The organism is Dyella sp. C9 (genome assembly GCF_003332825.1).
In the GTDB taxonomy this organism is placed as follows: Bacteria; Pseudomonadota; Gammaproteobacteria; order Xanthomonadales; family Rhodanobacteraceae; genus Dyella.
On sequence record NZ_QIRF01000013.1, the window covers coordinates 78,730 to 95,976 of the forward strand.

Below are 17,247 nucleotides of genomic sequence, written 5' to 3' on the forward strand. Positions count from 1 at the left end.
CCATCGCAGGCTGCAGGCTTGCCCCGGGTGGCCGGACTTGGCGCCCCCACGACCCATCCGTCGTCCCTGCTTCGATCCGGTCGCGCACAGGGTGGCTCCTACAGGGAAGTGACGTTTAGCCTTCCATGCCTTCGTAGTAGCCGCGCATGGCCTGCAGGTAGGCCTCGAGGTTGCGGCCGTCCATGCTGCCGAAGCGCTCGCCGGTCACGGTGAGCGCGGCGATGCGGTCGGGGCGGAAATTTCGGAAGCCCACGCGCAGGCGGCACCAGGTGCCCAGCGTCCAGGCGCCGCCCCAGAAGGCCAGGCACAGCGGTTCGACTTCGCGCGTGCTGGCGCGCCCGGCCTCGTCGTTGTATTCCAGCCGCAGCACCTGGTTGTCGGTGATGGCGGCGTTGAGGCGATCGATCAGCGCCGCGAACTCCGTCTTGGACTGGTCACGCCAGATCGGCGCATAGATGCGCGTACGCCCTGCCCGTTCGCGCAGGTCGGGCGGCAGCACGGCCTCGATCTTCAGCAGCGCCGCCTGCGCGCTTTCGGCCAGCTTCTGCCCGGCGAACGCGCGCACGAAGCGTGTGCCCACCACCAGCGACTCGAGTTCGTCGGCACTGAACATCAGCGGCGGTATGTCCGATCCCTTGCGCAGCAGGTAGCCGACGCCGGCCTCGCCTTCGATCGGCACGCCGGAGAGCTGAAGGTCCGCCACGTCGCGATAGACCGTGCGCAGGGAGACCCCAAGCGTGCCCGCGAGCTGGCGCGCCTGCAGCGCGGTGCGGCGACCACGCAGGGCATGGATGATGAGGAAGAGCCGGTCGGCGCGACGCATCGGTACATCATGGCCGAGCGCCGCAGCGGCAGCCAGCGCCGGGAGTCACGGTTGGAGCAAGACCTGCCGGCCGGCATGGCGGTGCTCACGCCGCCTGCGCGGCCGCCAGTTCGGCATCCAGCGCCGCCGCACGCTGCAGCGCGGGTCGCGAGTTGATGCGCTCGACATAGGCGGTGATCACCGGCAATTCCGGCACCAGCTTGAACATTGTGGTCCAACGCAGCGCGGTGCCCCACAGCACGTCCAGCGCGCTGAAGCGCTCGCCCAGCAGGTACGGGCCATGTTCCAGCTGCGCCACCAGCGTGCCGAGCATGGTGTCCCAGTCGCCGTAGGGACTGGTGGAGGGCTTGGCCGGTTCGCGTTGCATGGAGCGGTCCACCAGGGCGGGCTCGAAGCACGAGCCATAGAACACCATCCAGCGCAAGTAAGGGCCACGCAGCGGATCGTCCACCGACGGTGCCAGCCCCTTGGCCGCATACAGGTCGGCCAGGTAGATGAAGACCGCTGGCTGTTCGGTCACCAGTTCGCCGCGATGCCAGATGGCCGGCACCTTGCCCATGGGATTGACCGCCAGGTAGGGCGCCTGGCGCTGCTCGTTGTGCCTGAAGTTGAGCACCTGCAGGTCGTACTCCACGCCCAGCTCTTCCAGCAAGGCGCGGGTACCGGCGGAGCGGCTGTTGGGTGCGTGGTAGAAGGTGACGCGGCTATCGGCGGTCATGGCGGCTCTCCCGAGGCAGGTGGCGATGGCCGGCGTGGCCATCGCCCGGCATTACAGGTAGGCGGTGACGGCCGGGGTGCGGCGCCACTGGTTGTCGCGGCCGTCGGCGTAGCCGACCGGCGCGGCGGCCCACTCCTCATCACTGACATCGTCCAGGCAGGCCACGTTCACCGACACGTAGGCGCCCCCGATGGCCTCGACGAAACCGCGATGGAAGGCATGCACGCCGCAATGGCGGCAGAACAGGTTGTGGGCGCTATGGGTGGCGAACTGGTAATCGGTGAGCGCGTCCTCGCCGCACAGCAGGCGGAACTGCTCGGGACGCGCCATGACGCCCCAGAAACGCAGCTTGCGGCAGATCGAGCAGTTGCAGCGTCCGGTTCCGGCAGCCAGGTCCAGCTCGGCTTCGTAGCGAACGGCGCCGCAGTGGCAGCTGCCATGGTAGGTGCGGGTCATGCGGTTGCTCCTCGCAAGGATTTGGTCGTCGCGCGTGCGGGTTGTGCGGGCACTTCGGTGCTGATGCGCTTGCCGCCCTGCGGCTCGGCCGGCGCGGCGGGTAGCCGGTACTGGCCGTCCATCAACAGGCCGCGCAGGTACAGCGGCCGGTAGGCCATCAGGATCTTGCCGAACGGGAAAGGCATGGTCGGTCTCCTTCAGGCCGCGGCGGCGGTGGCTTCGGTGGCACACCACGGCGGCGGTACGGCGTGCTTGAACAGCCGGAACCAGTGCTCGCGATCGGCTGGGCCGTAGAGATCGAGCGTGCGGATCACCTCACGGGCGAATTCCACGCTGCCCAGCTGGCTGGCGGTGATCACCCCCTCGTCACTGACCGCCAGCACCTGCGGGTCGTACTGGTCGGCACCGCGGTACTCCGGCACGAAGCTGCCGATGTGGCCGGGCCAGTTGCCGGTATGCCGGCGATGCTCCAGCAAACCCGCCCGCGCCAGCGCCAGCACGGCGCTGTCCACCGCGGCCACCGGTGCGCCGGCGGCATGCACGCGCCATGCGGCGTCCACCGCCTCCTCGCCGTAGCCGTGCTCCCACAGGTGGCCGCCGGGCAGGATCAGCAGCGCGGCACGCGCCAGATCGAGCTGATCCAGGGTCAGTTCGGGCAGCACCCGCAGGCCGCCCATGGAAAGTACCGGCTGCAGCGAGAAGCCCACCGTCTGCAACCGCCACTCGCCCGGCCGCCGGATCTCGCACAGGGCTTGCGCCGCGTGCCAGTCGGCAAAACCGTCGAACACCAGGAAATACACCGTGTCGCGCATGAGAATCCCTCCTTTTGACGGAGGCCAGTGTGGTCACCCCCTGCTGCCAACGTGTTGTCAGCAGGGCCGACGCCCCCTGCAGGAGCGCAGCCTGTGCGCGACCGGATCGAAGCAGGGACGAGGGGCGGGGAACTGGTTTCGCCGGAAAAGGGTTCTGCGGCGCGGAGATGAATGCACTGGTCACACTTTGAGCTGACAAGCGCGCGGGCCGGCCGGACAATAGGCGTCCCTTTGCTTGTGGGTTCGCCATGAAGTCCATCTCGCTGATCCAGTTCCTGATCGAGGAACGCCGCGCCGGCCGCGTCAATGCCGAGCTTTCCCTGCTGATCGAGGTCGTCGCCCGCGCCTGCAAGCGCATCGCGGTGGCCACCAACAAGGGTGCGCTGGGCGGCGTGCTGGGCGAGGCTGGCACCGGCAACATCCAGGGTGAGGCACAGAAGAAGCTCGACGTGATCTCCAACGAGATCCTGCTGGAGGCCAATGCCTGGGGTGGCCAGCTCGCCGCCTGCGCGTCGGAGGAAATGGAAGATCCGCAGCCCATCCCCGACATGTACCCCAAGGGCAACCACCTGCTGCTGTTCGATCCGCTGGACGGCAGCTCCAACATCGACGTGAACATCTCCGTCGGCACGATCTTCTCGGTGCTGCGCTGCCCCGATGGCATCACCGAGCCCAAGGCCGAGCACTTCCTGCAGGCCGGCACCACCCAGCTGGCCGCCGGTTACGTGGTGTACGGCCCGGCCACCGTGCTGGTGCTGACCTTCGGCCACGGCACGCACGAGTTCACGCTGGACCGTGAAGTGGGCAGCTTCATGCTCAGCCGCCGCGATATCCGTATCCCGGAAGAGACCGCCGAGTTCGCCATCAACATGTCCAACCAGCGCCACTGGGAAGCGCCGATGCAGCGCTACATCGGCGAGCTGCTGGCGGGCAAGGACGGTCCGCGCGGCAAGGACTTCAACATGCGCTGGGTCGCCTCGATGGTGGCCGACGTGCACCGCATCATCACCCGCGGCGGCGTGTTCTTCTATCCGCTGGACGCCAAGATCAAGTCCAAGGGCGGCAAGCTGCGCCTGATGTACGAAGCCAACCCGATGGCCTACATCATCGAGCAGGCCGGCGGCGCCGCCACCACCGGCCGCGAACGCATCATGGGCCTGCAGCCGACCGGCCTGCACCAGCGCGTACCGGTGTTCCTCGGCTCGAAGAAGGAAGTGGAAGTGGCCACGCACTACCACGTCGAGGCGGACAAGGCGGTCTGATCGGCCCTGCGCCGGGCATCGCACCAGCCTTTCCGTAACCAAGCACGCGCCGGGGCGATGTGGTCGGGGCCGTGGCAAGCCCCCCGATTTTCAGCAAGAAAATGCGTCAGCTTCGAAGTCTTTTTCGAAGCTGCCGTTTTATTTGCCCTCGCCTCGCCAACCAAGCAAGATCACTGCCCGGTGGCTTGCTGCAGCGCGAGGATCCGCGACGCGCCATGGCTGCCTTCACTCGGTTGGGAAATGGATATGGCCAACGCTACGCGCTATGAAATCACCTTCGAAGAGATGGCCATCGCGCTTGTGAGGCATCTCAACATCAACGAAGGACTGTGGACGATAGGCTCCAGCTTCCAGTTCACCGCCAAGAACCTTGCCACGAACAACAAGCAGCTTCGCCCCGGATTTCTCGGCGTGATCAACCAGATGAATCTGGTGCGCGTCACCGAGGCTGTTCCCGGCCTCACGGTGGATGCCGCGATCGTCAATCCGCCCATCGCAGGCACCATGGCAAAAGGCCGAAAGGCAAACTGATCGGCGCCCGCACTGCCGTGTTGGTGATTGGCCGGGTCCATCAAGCATGTCAGGGGATGCAAGGTGAACGAGAGTACGGCATCGCGACGAGTTGCGAATGCGGCCACGCCCCGTCGTGACAGCGCACCCGGGACGCTGTCGGTGGCGGCCAAGGCGCTGCTTCCCACCATCATCCTGGGCATGCTCATCGCGGGCGGTTACACCCTGTCCAACGGCTGGGCAAAGTCGGGCGACGATGTCTCGCCTGAGCAGGCGCAGACGCGCCTGGAGGTTTTCCATTCGCTCGACTCCCTGATCGGCTCGAAGGTTGCCGACAGCGATGTGGATCGGGCGCTGCAGGATATGCAACTCGATCCTGCCGCACTTCAGTCGCTACGCGCAGACCTGAGCAGGCCCGCTTCGCCCGGGATGCCCACGGCGGCGGCCACACCGGCGCAAGCGGATGCCACGGCTCCCGCTGTCCAGCCTGAAGCGCAGGCCAAAGCGGCGCCTCAGCGGGTGCAGCTGGTGTGGGTCCGGCTATGGGATACCGACGCGGAGGATGGCGACGTGGTACGCATCGACAGCGGTGGCTATTCGCGTACCGTGCGATTGACCAAGCACGGCGATACCTTTGCCGTTCCCGTCGCTGCCGATGGGGTGATCCGTGTCACCGGCGTCAAGGACGGCGACGGCGGCGGCATTACCGTCGGCCTCGCCTCGGGCATGTCGCAAGCCGTATTTCCCATCATGAGCGAAGGCCAAGTACTGGGCCTGCGCGTGAGGTTGGACTGATGCGCTGGCTTGGGTCATTGGCCACCCGCCTGATGCCGGTGGCGTTCCTGTTGATCGCTGCCATCGCTGTCGCTCAATTCTGGCTTCAGCACACGCCGAGCAGCAGCGCACTGGACGGCATGGTGCACCAAGTCACCGGCTTTCTTCATGGCCATGCATGGTGGTCGCTCGGTATCGCGATGCCACTTTGGCTGCTGTTTTTCATGGGCTATTTCCGCGAGCGCCAGAGCTTGGCCTTTCCGGAGGCCGGCGCAGGGGGTCATTTCATGGACATTCTCGATCGTCTGACCAATCGTTCCGCGCTGGAAGCACGCCTCGCCGAACAGCCGGACGCGGTTTTCATCGATGCCGAGCAGCTGGCGCTCACGCTCAAGAGCAAGGTCATCGGGCAGGACGCGGTATGCGACGACATGGCTGCGCAGATCCGTCGCCGGCTGGCGCTCAAGCAGCGCGGCAAACCGGTGGGCGTGTTCCTGCTGGCTGGCCCGCCGGGTACCGGCAAGACCTACCTGGCGAAGTGCCTGAGCACCTGCCTGCAACGCAAGCTGCTGCATTTCGATATGACCCAGTTCGCCAGCGGCGGCCACGGCGCCACCCAGCTGTTCGGCTCATCCAAGGGCTATGTTGGCTCGGACAACTACGGCAAGCTCACCGCCGGCTTGCGCGATGCCCCCGAGGCCGTCGTGCTACTCGATGAGATCGAGAAGGCCCATGCCGATGTGCAGAAGAACTTCCTGACGGCGTGGAATGATGGCTTCATCACCGAGGCATCGGACGGCAAGCAGATCTCCACCACGCAGGCCATTTTCATCCTCACGACGAACGCGGCCACCGATGGACTTCAGTCGCTGATCGAACAGCATCGCAACGACGCCGACGAACTTCGCCGCACATCCACCAATGCACTGCGTGAATCGGGGTTCGCCCCCGAGATCATCAACCGCCTCGATCGCATCTTCATCTTCCGGCCACTCTCCGGCCTGGATGTGGCCCGCGTCACCGCGCTGGAAATCGAGGCCATGATCAAGGGCTATGGCCTGGACGTGGCGCTTGGCGGCATCGATCCGGAGCTGTTGTTCGACATGATGCGGCGCCAGGGCAAGCTGGGCACCGGCGCCTCGGCGCGAGACATCGTGCGCCTCGCGGAGGAATCGATCGCCGATACCTTGATCGAGGCCAAGCAGAAGGGCCACACCAAGGTTTCACTGGTTGCCATCGACGGCCGGGTGGTGGCGAGGCCCGCCACGTGAGTGTCCGCACCACCGAATCTCCCCTGCGTACCCTTCGCCGGCTGTGGAAGCGCGCACCGGCGTGGCGCCTGACCGGCCTGGCGGCGGCGCTGCTGACCGCGCTGTGCCTGCTGTTTCCACCAGACCGTGCAGTGGGCCACCACGGAGCAGCGGCTGCGGTGTCTCCCGCAGCCCGCTACACACCACAGCCCGCGGCCGCCCCCTCCGCGATGCAGGCGACGGCGCCAGCCGCTACCGCGGTCACGGCACCAGCCACGGCGCCACCGGTGCAGACGGCCATATTGTCGCTGGCCACACCCGATAGCCATGGTGCATCTGCGGACGAACTCGACAACGCCGTGGCGGGCCGTCGCATCAGCGGCTCGCTTCGCGTCGATGGTTTCGATGTGCCGTTGCCGCCCGGCGACTGGCTGCAATTGGCCAATGCGCGCTTCAAGCAGAGCACCGCGGATGGCGAAATGCTGATGTTGGGACGGGTAAAGAACCGCCGCCTGGTGGGCTATGTGCGCATCACGGCGGGGCGCAGCACGTCCGCTCCCGGCGCCGGGTTCCGCGCCACGCCCGGCTGTGACCACAAGAACGAGAACACCAACGTCCTGGTCAATGAAGCCTCGGAACCCTTCGGGCACCAGGCCTGCTGGCTATTGGACCACTCCTTCCTGGCCCCACTGCAGGCATGGGCCGACCGCTCCAACAAGTTGCCGCCGCTGGAGCGCGCCGCGGCCGGTGATCTTGCCGCCAAGGGCGTGAGTTATCCCCAGGAAATGATCTCGCTTCGCTTTACGCGCGCAGAAACCTGGGGCCTGCTGGAAGTGCGCTACGTGTTCAGCCCCGAGGAGGATCACATCACCTCGAGCAACGTTGCCTCCTACACGGACAGCGACTGGCAGCCCGGGACGATCGGCCGTTACCCGGAGAAAGTCGCCTACGTGGCCAAGCTCAAGCAATGGGGTGACGACTTCTGGCCGCGCTTCAAGCTGGCTTTCGACGCCGGGCAACGGATGCCTTCCCGCTGAGGCACCGCTGTCAGCCTGCGTGCAGGATCCCGCCACCGTTTGGCCTCACAGCTGACCGGCAACCAACCATCGCCTTGCCCTGACAGCATCGCGCACCCTGGCGGTCGTACACTCGCTCGCCAGCCAGGGGCCACCGGGATTTACCGGTGTGGCCCCTTCCCTTCGAGCCGCGTTATCCATCGCCATGACGTCCACCCGCCGCTTCCGCCCGCTCCTGCCCCTGCTCGCCAGCCTGGTGCTGTGCGCCTGTTTTGGCGGCACCAAGCCCACGCCACCGCCCGCACCGCTGATGCCGCCGCCGGTGGCGAAGCTGCGCATTGGCCTGGCGCTGGGCGGTGGCGCGGCCAAGGGCTTCGCGCATATCGGCGTGATCAAGATGCTGGAGGCCAACGGCATCCATCCGGACGTGGTGGCCGGCACCAGTGCGGGCAGCGTGGTCGGCGCGTTGTATGCCAGCGGCATGGATGCGTTCCAGTTGCAGGAGACGGCCTTCTCGCTCGACCAGAGCAGCCTGCGCGACGTGCACCTGTTCTCCGGTGGCGTGGTGCAGGGGCAGAAGCTGCAGGATTACGTGACCCACCTGGTGAAGAACCGGGCGCTGGACAAGCTTCCCGTGCCGTTCGCCGCCGTGGCCACGCAGCTGGAGACCGGGCAGCGCACGGTGTTCGTGCGCGGCAACACGGGGCAGGCGGTGCGTGCGTCCAGCAGCATTCCCGGCGTGTTCGAACCGGTGGAGATCAACGGCAAGCATTACATCGACGGCGGCGTGGTGAGCCCGGTGCCGGTCGACGCGGCGCGCCAGCTGGGCGCCGACGTGGTGATTGCTGTGGATATCTCCAGCAAGGCCGACGGCAGCAACCCGCAGGGCATGCTCAACATCGTTGGGCAGTCGATCAGCATCATGGGCCAGAAGCTGGGCGAACAGGAACTTGCTCGCGCGGACATCGTGATCCGCCCCAAGGTAAACCAGATCGGCGCGGCCGACTTCGAGCAGAAGAACCAGGCCATCATGGAAGGCGAGCGCGCCGCGCTGGCGGCCATGCCGGCAATCAAGGCGAAGATCGCCGCCGTCCAGGTGACCCGCCAGCTGCAAGCCAGCTCCGCCGTCGCCACGCCTGCAACGCGTTGAGCGTTCTGGCGGGACGTGCCGGCGCCTGCTAGCGTTGGGTTTTCCACGCAACCGGTACGTTTCGTCATGCTCCAACCCACTCGCCAGCTGTTGCCCTTGCTGATGGGCGCAGCCCTCGCTCCCGCCGCCATGGCGGCCACGGCGCCGGTCGACCCGCGCATCGAGCAGTTGCTCACCGAGCTGGGCAAGGTGCGCCAGGTCGACGCCGTGCAGGTGTCGCCGGATGGCTTGCAGCTGGCCTGGGTGGTGCGTACCAACGGCCGCGACGGCATCGAAGTGGCGAAGATCGACGGCAGCGACGCCCACGCCATCGGCAGCAACCCGCCGGGCAGCTGCAACCAGAGCGACATCGCCTGGGCCCCGGACTCGCGCCACCTGGCATTCCTCTCCGACTGCGCCAGCGGCGGCAAGCAGAAGGACCTGCTTGTGGCGGACGTGCAGCAGGCCAAGGCCGTGCCTTCGCATGTGGCCAGCTTGCCCGGCATCGCCGATGCACTGAGCTGGTCGCCGGACGGCAAGCAGCTGGGCTTCCTGTATGTGCCCAACGGCACCCGGCGCTCGAGTGCGCTGTATGCCGCCAAGCCCGCGGCAGGCGAGATCGGCGTGGACGGCCTGGAAGTGCAGCGCGTCGCCGCCGTCGATGCGCAGGGCGGCGCGGTGCGCCTGCTCACCACAGCCGATACCAACGCCTACGAATTCAGCTGGTCGCCGGATGGCCGCCGCATCGCCTACGTTGGCGCGCCACCGCCGGGCGACAACAACTGGTGGGTGGCCAAGCTCTACGTACAGGATGCGCAGGCCAATGCGCGCGCCAGCATGGTGCTCGACCCGGCGGCCACCAGCGGTTCACTGCACGGCCTGCAGATCGCGCTGCCGCGCTTCTCGCCCGACGGTCAGCGCATCGCCTTCATCGGCGGCCTGATGAGCGACCAGGGCGCGACCGGTGGCGACATCTACACGGTGCCGGCCGGCGGCGGCGAACCGACCAATCTTACCCCGGGCACCCGCGTCACTCCGGCCTGGCTGGCCTGGACCGGTGCACAGCAGCTGCTGGTGGCACAGGTCAGCAATGGCCAGAGCCAGGTGGCCGAGTATGCGATCGCCGCGGACAAGGCCACGCCGACGCGCACGCTGTTCACTCTGCCCGCCAGCATCGGCGACGGCAGCGCGGAGATGGCGCTGTCGCTGTCCGCCGACCATCGCCAGGTGGCTTTCGTGCAGAGCTCCTACACCGCCGCACCAGAGGTCCATGCCGGCATGCTGGGCGAAAGCGCGCCGGGTGCGGTCACGCGCTTCAACGTCGCGCTCAAGCCGGGCTGGGGCCAGGCCGAATCGGTGGAGTGGGACAACGAAGGCCGCCACGTGCAGGGCTGGCTGCTGTATCCGGCCAACTACGACGCCCACAAGCGCTACCCGATGATCGTCACCGTGCATGGCGGCCCGTCCAGTGCGGTGATTCCGCGCTGGCCGGGCGTCGGCTTCGGCGGCGCGCCGTTCTCGGCGCTGGGCTACTTCGTGTTCATGCCCAACCCGCGCGGCAGCTTCGGCCAGGGCGAAGCCTACGTGCAGGCCAACCGCAAGGACTTCGGCCACGGCGACCTGCGCGACATCCTCGCCGGCATCGACACCATCGAGAAGAAGCTGCCGGTGGACGACCAGCGCCTGGGCCTGACCGGCTGGAGCTACGGTGGCTTCATGAGCATGTTCATCCCGACCCAGACCCAGCGCTTCCGCGCGGTGGTGGCGGGTGCGGGCATCGCCAACTGGCAGAGCTACTACGGCCAGAACCTGATCGACCAGTGGATGATCCCGTTCTTCGGCGCCTCGGTGTATGACGACCCGCAGGCCTATGCCAAGAGCTCCGCGATCAACTACATCAAGCAGTCGAAGGCGCCCACGCTGGTGGTGGTCGGCGACCGCGATGCCGAATGCCCCGCACCGCAGTCGTTCGAGTACTGGCATGCGCTGCGCGCGCAAGGCGTGCCGACGTCGCTGGTGGTGTATCCGAACGAAGGCCATCACTTCGTCGACCCCGAACACCAGCGCGACGTACTGCAGCGCGCGCTGCTGTGGTTCGAGAAGTACCTGCCGGCCTCGCGCTGAATCCACGCAGTTATCCACAGGCCGCCGGTGTCCGCACCGGCGGCCTTTTTGTTGCCCCTGCCTCAAGGACTATTGACGGCGGCCCAAGTGTATTGTTGTATTAATACACATGGATGCCTCGATCTTCGCCATACAACCCACCTCCGCCGAGCCGATCTATCGGCAGATCGTTGAGCAGCTGCGCCGGCTGATCGCCAGCGGTCAGCTGTCGCCCGGCGAGCTGCTGCCGTCGGTGCGCGAGGTGGCCGGCTTCCACGCGGTGAACCCAATGACCGTGTCGCGTGCCTACGGCATGGCCGAGTCGGAGGGATTGCTGGAACGCCTGCGCGGCAAGGGCATGACCGTGGCGCCGCAGGGCCGCGGCAGCTCCACGACGGCACAACGCATGGCCCTGCTGGAACCGCAGCTGGCCGACGTGGCGCGCCAGGCAGGTGAACTGGAATTGCCGGTGGAGCTGGTGTTGCGCCGCCTCGGCAAATTGATGGGCGAGCGCTGAGGCCATCGTCCCGCTCACCGTACCAACCACTGTAGTCCGTTCGTCCGATTGAAGGAGTAGTCGATGAATGCCGTGCTTCAAGCCTCCGCCGTGACCCCGGAGGCGCCCGTGCAGGTACGCGGGCTCACTCACCGCTACGACGGCCAGACCGTGCTGTCCGGTGTCGACCTGGCCCTGGAGCCTGGCAGCGTGCTGGGGCTGATCGGCCGCAACGGTGCGGGCAAGTCCACCCTGATCCGCGCCGTGCTCGGCCTGCTGCAGCCCAGCTCGGGCGACTGCCGCGTATTCGGCGAGCCGGCGCTGGCGCTCTCCGATCAAAGCAAGACACGGCTCGCCTATGTGCCCCAGCAGCCGGAGGCGCTGGCCTGGCTCACCTCGCAGCAGATGCTCGAGTATGTGGGCCGCTTCTACCCTCGATGGAATGCCGCCTTTGCGCGCGACATGCTGCGCGACTGGGACATCGCCCCCAGGAAAGTGCTCGGCAAGCTCTCGCCGGGCGAGCGCCAGCGCGTGGACCTGATTCGCGCCCTCGCCTCGCAACCGGAACTGCTGGTGCTGGATGAACCAGCCGCCGCGCTCGATCCGGTGGCACGCCGCGACCTGTTGCGCGAGATCGCGCTGCGTGCGGGAGAAGCCGGCACCACGGTGCTGTTTTCCACGCATATCGTGTCCGACCTTGAACGCGTGGCCTCGGAGATCGCCTTCCTGCACGAGGGCAAGGTGCTGCTGCATTGTGGCGTGGATGAAACCAAGGAACGCTTCGCGCGCCTGTGGTTGCCCGCGTCGATGTCCGCGGCCGCACCCAAGCAGTCGCTCGGGCACCACCGCCATGCGGACGGCAGCCTCAGCCTGGTGATCGAACGCGATGCACAAGGGCGCTGGCCCGAAGCCAGCGCGTTGCACGGTGCGCGTGTCGATGCACTGGGACTGGAAGACCTCTTCGTGGAGATCGCCGGATGAACTTCCGCGCCCTGTTGCTGGCTCCCTTGCGGTGCTCGCACGCCGCGATGCGCTGGGTCACCCTGGCGGTGTTGGCGCTATGCATCGGCGGCGGCATCGTTTTCGCCATCTTCACGTCGAAGCCGAACTGGCTTTGGGGTGTCATGGCGCTGTACGGCGCCGGCATCGGTTACGTGTGGGCGTTCTATCTGTCCAGCCTGGTGTTGCTGGCCATCGATGCCCGGCGGCTGTGCCTGCCGGGCGTGCAGCGGACGGTGGAAGCTGCGGTGTTGTTCTATGCCGCGCTGAGCGTACTGCCGGCCGCCGCGCTGTGCGGCCTGTTCGGCGGCGACATGCTGGCGACCGCCTTGCTGCTCAGCCTGATCCTGCTGGGAGGCTTGAGCTTTGCCCTGCTGCCACGCTATTTCGCCATGGTGATCGGCCTGTTGCCGGCCCTGCACAGTAGCTTTGCCGAGACGCTGCCCATTCCCGGTCCCACCGATCCGCGCTTTCTTGCCTGGGCGCCGTACGCGGTTGCCGCGCTCGCCCTGCTCAGCGTGCTGCGCTGGCGGCGGTTGCTCCACAGCGAAAGCACCAGCACCACCGGCCTGAGCGACGCCATGGTGCTGCAATACCGGCGCAGTGGCTGGGGCAATGGCTGGGGCAGTGCCGGCATCGACAGCACCCAGCAGGTGCGCCAGCGTCCGGACTGGATGCAGCCGCAGGTGGACCTTCGCCATGCGGGCCCCGAACGGCCGGCCACCGCGCTGCGCATTGCACTGGGCAACAGCTACCTGCCCAAGACCCTGATGGGCCATGTGCGCACGCTGGCGCCGACGCTGCTGATGTTGCTGGTACCCGCAGCCGTGATCGCCTTGGTCTTCAACCGTTCTCACCTGACGTCCAGCGGCATGCTGTGGTCGCTCGCCGCGGTGTCGCTGGGCTGGGGTTGCCTGTACGGCAGCATGGGCGTGGCGATCGGCATCGTGATGCCGCTCACCCAACGCTGGCGCAAGGCCAACACCGAGCTGCCTCTGCTCGCTTTGCTGCCAGGCCTTGGCAACCAGGCGCAGGCAAAACGCCAGCTGTTGCGCACCAGCCTGCTGCGCCCGCTGCTGCTGCAGGCAGTGTTGTGCACGTTGCTGCTGGCCGCTGCCATCTACATGCACGTCGGCGCGTCGGCGCTGCTGTTGATCGTGATGAGCGGACTGGGCAGCGCCCTGTGCCTGGTGGCCTGCCTGTTGTGCGTCATCGGTGGCCGTCCCCTGTCGGGCTGGGCACTGGCCGGAGTGATGACCGCGCTCGGTGTGCTGATCGGCGGCGCCTCCTACATACCCGGCAGCATGATCAGCCGACAACCGTGGACGCCGCCGGCGTTGTACACAGCCGTCCTGCTTGGGCTGTGGGTTGCGCTCGCCGCCTTGCTGGCGTGGCTGCTGCGGCGCGGCTGGCAAGGGTGGCGCCGGCGACCGCATGCCTTCATTCCCAATGCCTGAAGAAAAGCCTGCTCCCCGACGGAGCAGGCCTGCTCAGAACAACTGGCCTTGCGGTGACGGCTTGCGCGGGGGCACGAACCGGGTCGTATCCAGCCACAGCTCGCGCGCGCGGCCAAAACCGTGCTTGCGGCAGGCCACGTCGAAGCGCCGGCGAATCAACTCGGCGAACACGCCCTGCCCCCGCATGCGCGTGGAGAAGTCGCTGTCGTAGTCGCGACCGCCGTTCATCTGTTGCACCAGGCTCATCACGTGCGCCGCGCGCTGCGGCGCGTGCAGCGCCAGCCATTCGCGGAACAGCGCCTTCAGCTCGTACGGCAGGCGCAGCGTGGTGTAACCAGCGCAACGCGCACCGGCATCGGCAGCCTGTTCCAGCACGGCTTCCAGGTCGCGATCGTTGAGTGCGGGAATGATCGGCGCTACCAGCACGCCGACCGGCACGCCCGCCTCGGCCAGCGTGCGGATGGCCTTGATGCGACGGTGCGGCGCGCTCGCACGCGGCTCGAGCTTGGCCGCCAGGTGGTTGTCCAGCGAATTCACCGAGACGAACACCTGCACCAGCCCTTCGCGTGCCATCGGCGCGAGGATGTCCAGGTCGCGCTCCACCATCGCGTTCTTGGTGACGATGGTGCACGGGTGCCGGCACTCGGCCAGTACCTCGAGCGCGGCGCGGGTGAGCTTCCAGCGCCGTTCGATTGGCTGGTAGGGGTCGGTGTTGCTACCGATGTTGATCGGGCTCACCACGTAAGCGGGCCGCGCCAGCTCGTGCCGCAGCACTTCGGCAAGATTGCTCTTGGCGCGCAGCCTGGTTTCGAAATCCAGGCCAGGCGACAGGTTGAGATAGCTGTGCGAGGGACGCGCGAAGCAATAGATGCAGCCATGCTCGCAGCCGCGGTAGGGGTTGAGCGCCTGGTTGAAATGGATGTCCGGCGAGTCGTTGCGGGTGATGACGCTGCGCGCCCTCTCCTCGGTCACCTCGGTGCGGGGCCGTGGCGTCGACTCGTCCAGCAGCAGGCTTTGCCAGCCGTCATCCTCCGCCTGATGACGGATCGACTCGAAACGCCCTTCGGGATTGGAAGCGGCGCCGCGACCCTTGAGGGCCTGCGGTGGAAGGAGGGATTCGGACATGCCGCCAGTGTGCGCGCGCCATGTCTCAGTGCGCGCGACACCGGCTCACGGTGCCAGCTGCTGGCGCAGCGCCGCGCTCATGGTGGCCAGCGGGTACTGGCCCAGCTGCCGATCCAGCTCGACGAATACCGGCGCGGAAATGGTCCAGCCCAGCGGAATCGGATAGTTGCCGGGGCACAACCGGAAATGCCACAGCACGTCGCCCTGCTCCGGATGGGCGTCGTCGGGGTGCAAGGCATGCAGCAACTGCACGCGGGCGTACTCGCCACGCGCGCTGCGCGTGTCCAGCAATGCCTCGAACGGCGCTGAGGCCTCACCACGCACGCTGTCACGAACCGGCCCGGGCACCGGGGGACAGACCGCGGTGTACAACGGCATGGGATGCGCCCGGTCGTGGCGGTCGATGAAGTCGCCCATCTGCGGATCGTTGCTGATGTGGATGACGATGAAGCGCAGGGCGAGCCCGCGTTGCACCGCACGCTGGCGCAGCAGGCGCATCAGCTCGAGCAAGGTGGTGGTGCCAGAGTTCTCGAAGTAGCCGCCATCCACCAGCTGCAGGCGACCGGGCACCGGCGGGTTCGTGGCATGCGTTTCCAGCGTGCCGGCCGGGCTTACATAGGTGAAGCGTGCGCTGTTGAGCACCACCTCGCTGAGCGGCACGCGCGGATCAAGCCAGCTCGACCCGTCGAAGCCCGCGGTCCACGCCTGGCGCTGCGGGGTGGCGATGGGCTGGAACGGATGCTGGATGAAACGCTTGCCTTCGGCCACCGACGTGCTGTTGAGGAATAGTGCGGGCAACGCGGGCGCCTGCGCACCGCCGTTGGCGTACAGCGCAGCGAACGGCTGCTCGAATGCCTGCGTGCCCTGCTTGCGCGCGGCCGCCTCCCAGGCGCGGGTGAGTGCGCGCGACCGGTCATCGAGCCAGGCGCCCGGCAACCAGCGCTGGGTGAAGTCGACAAAGAACGCGTTGGCCAGTGTGGGCGCCAGGAAGTCGTGGCCCAGCATGGCTTGTGCGCGTTGTTCCAGTGTGTCGGCATCCGGCTGCGCCAGCAGGCTCACATAGGTGGCCAGGCCCAGGCTACCACCGGAGACGCCGCTGGCGCCGAACAGATAGCGCGCAAACAGCGGCTCGCCATTCGGCGCCACGCCCTTGCCCACCGTTTCGGTAAAGCGGCTCAGCACCAGCGCGGTCCATGCGGCACCACGAATACCGCCGCCCTCGGCCGAGACCAGGATCACCGGACAAGGCCGGCGCGCGGCGCAGCGATCGTCCAGCCATGCGTCCATGTAGGCGTCAAAACTGGGACGCGTATCCGGAGGTTGCAGCGCCGGATGTTGGTGCGTGCTCATCCCGGGATACTGGCGCACCTTGTGGTTGTCGTTCAGATGCAGCCAGTGCAGCGTCGCGCTGAGCAATAGCAGCATGGACAGCAAGGGCACGCCTCGGCGGTCGCCGATCATGCACAGCAGGCCGCCGCTGTAGCAGAGAAACGCTTCGGCGATCAGCAGTATCGCCAGCGGACCGATGCCATCGAGCGCCTCGGGACGCAGCGCGATGAGTACCGTGGCGAGGATATTGAGCAGGACCACCACCACATACAGCAGCACGGTGGTGCGCCCCATGTCGCGCACGCGCCACACGCGCTTTTCCGCGGAGGGCTGGCTCGCCAGCGTGACCAGCCGCGGCATGCGCCGCACGAGCGTGCCCCACAGGCGGCGGCGCGTGATGAAGAAAAGTATCAGCACCAGCGATTCGCCCAGCAGCCCCAGCGCCCGCCAGCTTCGCCGCACACAGTGATCAGTGATGCCACAGGGGCCATGCGGCAGCTTCAGCAGCGCCAGCACGTAGCCCAGGCTCACCAGCAGCGGCACCGACGCGCCGAGGATGCGCGGCAGCCAGTCGCGCAGGCCGGCAGCCCGGGCATCCTGCAGCGACGGCCAGCGCGGATAGCGCAGGCGATACGCGTTGCGCGCCGCGTGCCAAATGGCCAGGCCGGCGAGTGCACTGCTCAGCAGCAAGGCGATGTAGCGCGCCTCGCTGGGATCGGTCCACAAGGCGATCATGAACAGCTCGGCGGCCTGGTCGACGCCGAAGGTAACCACCACTACCACCGCCAGCACCAGCAGCGACACGCGCACGGGCTTGAGGTGGTCGAGCACCAGCGCGGTCCATCCCAGCGCACGGCGCCAGCGCCGCCGAAGTCGCACTCGTGATGCCGTCCTTTTGCGTACGCCGTTCGGCATGCCGTCCCCGAGGTTCGCCAGTGCGGGCCTATCTTAGTGCCCAGCGCCCCCCGGGTTGGAGTACCGGAAACGA

Annotated in this window: 17 protein-coding genes; 10 read left to right on the top strand and 7 right to left on the bottom strand. The window is 67.2% G+C overall.

The features are described from left to right. Nucleotides 1-115: 115 nt before the first annotated feature. The 5 genes from DVU99_RS14555 to DVU99_RS14575 form a co-directional block, all read right to left on the bottom strand. A complete protein-coding gene (locus DVU99_RS14555) occupies nucleotides 116-823 on the bottom strand; it encodes a YafY family protein (RefSeq protein ID WP_114240956.1) in 708 nt (235 codons plus the stop codon). A gap of 85 nt (nucleotides 824-908) precedes the next feature. Beyond that, nucleotides 909-1,541 (bottom strand): glutathione S-transferase family protein, encoded by a 633-nt coding sequence (locus tag DVU99_RS14560; RefSeq protein ID WP_114240994.1) that lies wholly within the window; start codon nucleotides 1,539-1,541, stop codon nucleotides 909-911. Nucleotides 1,542-1,592: 51 nt separating this feature from the next. Continuing rightward, nucleotides 1,593-1,997: a GFA family protein gene (locus DVU99_RS14565; RefSeq protein ID WP_114240957.1), complete on the bottom strand. Its 405-nt coding sequence runs from the start codon at nucleotides 1,995-1,997 to the stop codon at nucleotides 1,593-1,595. Further along, nucleotides 1,994-2,182, bottom strand: coding sequence for a hypothetical protein (locus tag DVU99_RS14570; protein WP_114240958.1), 189 nt, complete (start codon nucleotides 2,180-2,182; stop codon nucleotides 1,994-1,996). The genes DVU99_RS14565 and DVU99_RS14570 overlap by 4 nt, the downstream gene beginning before the upstream one ends. Nucleotides 2,183-2,194: 12 nt before the next feature. Next, nucleotides 2,195-2,809, bottom strand: a complete 615-nt coding sequence (locus tag DVU99_RS14575; RefSeq protein WP_114240959.1) for a DJ-1/PfpI family protein — start codon at nucleotides 2,807-2,809, stop codon at nucleotides 2,195-2,197. A 248-nt stretch (nucleotides 2,810-3,057) separates the two neighbouring features. Here DVU99_RS14575 and DVU99_RS14580 point away from each other — a divergent pair, with 248 nt between their 5' ends. From DVU99_RS14580 to DVU99_RS14625, 10 genes are all read left to right on the top strand, one after another. Continuing rightward, a complete protein-coding gene (locus tag DVU99_RS14580) occupies nucleotides 3,058-4,071 on the top strand; it encodes a class 1 fructose-bisphosphatase (RefSeq protein WP_114240960.1) in 1,014 nt (337 codons plus the stop codon). 246 nt (nucleotides 4,072-4,317) lie between these two features. Beyond that, nucleotides 4,318-4,602 carry a hypothetical protein gene (locus tag DVU99_RS14585; RefSeq protein WP_114240961.1) on the top strand — a complete coding sequence of 95 codons (285 nt, stop codon included), beginning with the start codon at nucleotides 4,318-4,320 and terminating at the stop codon, nucleotides 4,600-4,602. 141 nt (nucleotides 4,603-4,743) lie between these two features. Next, nucleotides 4,744-5,376, top strand: coding sequence for a hypothetical protein (locus tag DVU99_RS14590; RefSeq protein WP_114240962.1), 633 nt, complete (start codon nucleotides 4,744-4,746; stop codon nucleotides 5,374-5,376). Then, a complete protein-coding gene (locus tag DVU99_RS14595) occupies nucleotides 5,376-6,626 on the top strand; it encodes an AAA family ATPase (protein ID WP_198670342.1) in 1,251 nt (416 codons plus the stop codon). The genes DVU99_RS14590 and DVU99_RS14595 overlap by 1 nt, the downstream gene beginning before the upstream one ends. Further along, the gene (locus tag DVU99_RS14600; protein WP_157971452.1) at nucleotides 6,623-7,642 is read left to right on the top strand and encodes a hypothetical protein; all 1,020 of its coding nucleotides are present in this window, start codon (nucleotides 6,623-6,625) and stop codon (nucleotides 7,640-7,642) included. The genes DVU99_RS14595 and DVU99_RS14600 overlap by 4 nt, the downstream gene beginning before the upstream one ends. A 184-nt stretch (nucleotides 7,643-7,826) precedes the next feature. Next, nucleotides 7,827-8,771 carry a patatin-like phospholipase family protein gene (locus DVU99_RS14605; RefSeq protein ID WP_114240964.1) on the top strand — a complete coding sequence of 315 codons (945 nt, stop codon included), beginning with the start codon at nucleotides 7,827-7,829 and terminating at the stop codon, nucleotides 8,769-8,771. A gap of 66 nt (nucleotides 8,772-8,837) precedes the next feature. Then, entirely contained in the window at nucleotides 8,838-10,874 is a 2,037-nt protein-coding gene (locus tag DVU99_RS14610; protein WP_114240965.1) for a S9 family peptidase, read from the top strand. Between the two features lie 109 nt (nucleotides 10,875-10,983). Beyond that, on the top strand, nucleotides 10,984-11,370 hold the full coding sequence (locus DVU99_RS14615; RefSeq protein ID WP_114240966.1) for a GntR family transcriptional regulator: 387 nt from the start codon (nucleotides 10,984-10,986) through the stop codon (nucleotides 11,368-11,370). Nucleotides 11,371-11,433: 63 nt separating this feature from the next. Further along, on the top strand, nucleotides 11,434-12,330 hold the full coding sequence (locus DVU99_RS14620) for an ABC transporter ATP-binding protein (RefSeq protein ID WP_114240967.1): 897 nt from the start codon (nucleotides 11,434-11,436) through the stop codon (nucleotides 12,328-12,330). Then, nucleotides 12,327-13,805 carry a hypothetical protein gene (locus DVU99_RS14625; protein WP_114240968.1) on the top strand — a complete coding sequence of 493 codons (1,479 nt, stop codon included), beginning with the start codon at nucleotides 12,327-12,329 and terminating at the stop codon, nucleotides 13,803-13,805. Before DVU99_RS14620 ends, DVU99_RS14625 begins: the two co-directional genes overlap by 4 nt. A 33-nt stretch (nucleotides 13,806-13,838) precedes the next feature. On the opposite strand, the gene DVU99_RS14630 is transcribed toward DVU99_RS14625, so the two are convergent. Beyond that, the gene (locus DVU99_RS14630) at nucleotides 13,839-14,930 is read right to left on the bottom strand and encodes a PA0069 family radical SAM protein (protein ID WP_114240969.1); all 1,092 of its coding nucleotides are present in this window, start codon (nucleotides 14,928-14,930) and stop codon (nucleotides 13,839-13,841) included. Between the two features lie 45 nt (nucleotides 14,931-14,975). Next, complete coding sequence (locus DVU99_RS14635; RefSeq protein WP_114240970.1) at nucleotides 14,976-17,138, bottom strand: hypothetical protein; 2,163 nt, start codon at nucleotides 17,136-17,138, stop codon at nucleotides 14,976-14,978. Nucleotides 17,139-17,247: the final 109 nt, after the last annotated feature.

Coding starts and splice junctions, on each gene's coding strand:
- DVU99_RS14560 (WP_114240994.1), bottom strand. CDS start 1,541: ATGACCGCCGATAGCCGCGTCACCTTCTACCACGCACCCAACAGCCGC.
- DVU99_RS14555 (WP_114240956.1), bottom strand. CDS start 823: ATGCGTCGCGCCGACCGGCTCTTCCTCATCATCCATGCCCTGCGTGGT.
- DVU99_RS14625 (WP_114240968.1), top strand. CDS start 12,327: ATGAACTTCCGCGCCCTGTTGCTGGCTCCCTTGCGGTGCTCGCACGCC.
- DVU99_RS14585 (WP_114240961.1), top strand. CDS start 4,318: ATGGCCAACGCTACGCGCTATGAAATCACCTTCGAAGAGATGGCCATC.
- DVU99_RS14575 (WP_114240959.1), bottom strand. CDS start 2,809: ATGCGCGACACGGTGTATTTCCTGGTGTTCGACGGTTTTGCCGACTGG.
- DVU99_RS14570 (WP_114240958.1), bottom strand. CDS start 2,182: ATGCCTTTCCCGTTCGGCAAGATCCTGATGGCCTACCGGCCGCTGTAC.
- DVU99_RS14580 (WP_114240960.1), top strand. CDS start 3,058: ATGAAGTCCATCTCGCTGATCCAGTTCCTGATCGAGGAACGCCGCGCC.
- DVU99_RS14615 (WP_114240966.1), top strand. CDS start 10,984: ATGGATGCCTCGATCTTCGCCATACAACCCACCTCCGCCGAGCCGATC.
- DVU99_RS14605 (WP_114240964.1), top strand. CDS start 7,827: ATGACGTCCACCCGCCGCTTCCGCCCGCTCCTGCCCCTGCTCGCCAGC.
- DVU99_RS14595 (WP_198670342.1), top strand. CDS start 5,376: ATGCGCTGGCTTGGGTCATTGGCCACCCGCCTGATGCCGGTGGCGTTC.
- DVU99_RS14565 (WP_114240957.1), bottom strand. CDS start 1,997: ATGACCCGCACCTACCATGGCAGCTGCCACTGCGGCGCCGTTCGCTAC.
- DVU99_RS14610 (WP_114240965.1), top strand. CDS start 8,838: ATGCTCCAACCCACTCGCCAGCTGTTGCCCTTGCTGATGGGCGCAGCC.
- DVU99_RS14630 (WP_114240969.1), bottom strand. CDS start 14,930: ATGTCCGAATCCCTCCTTCCACCGCAGGCCCTCAAGGGTCGCGGCGCC.
- DVU99_RS14620 (WP_114240967.1), top strand. CDS start 11,434: ATGAATGCCGTGCTTCAAGCCTCCGCCGTGACCCCGGAGGCGCCCGTG.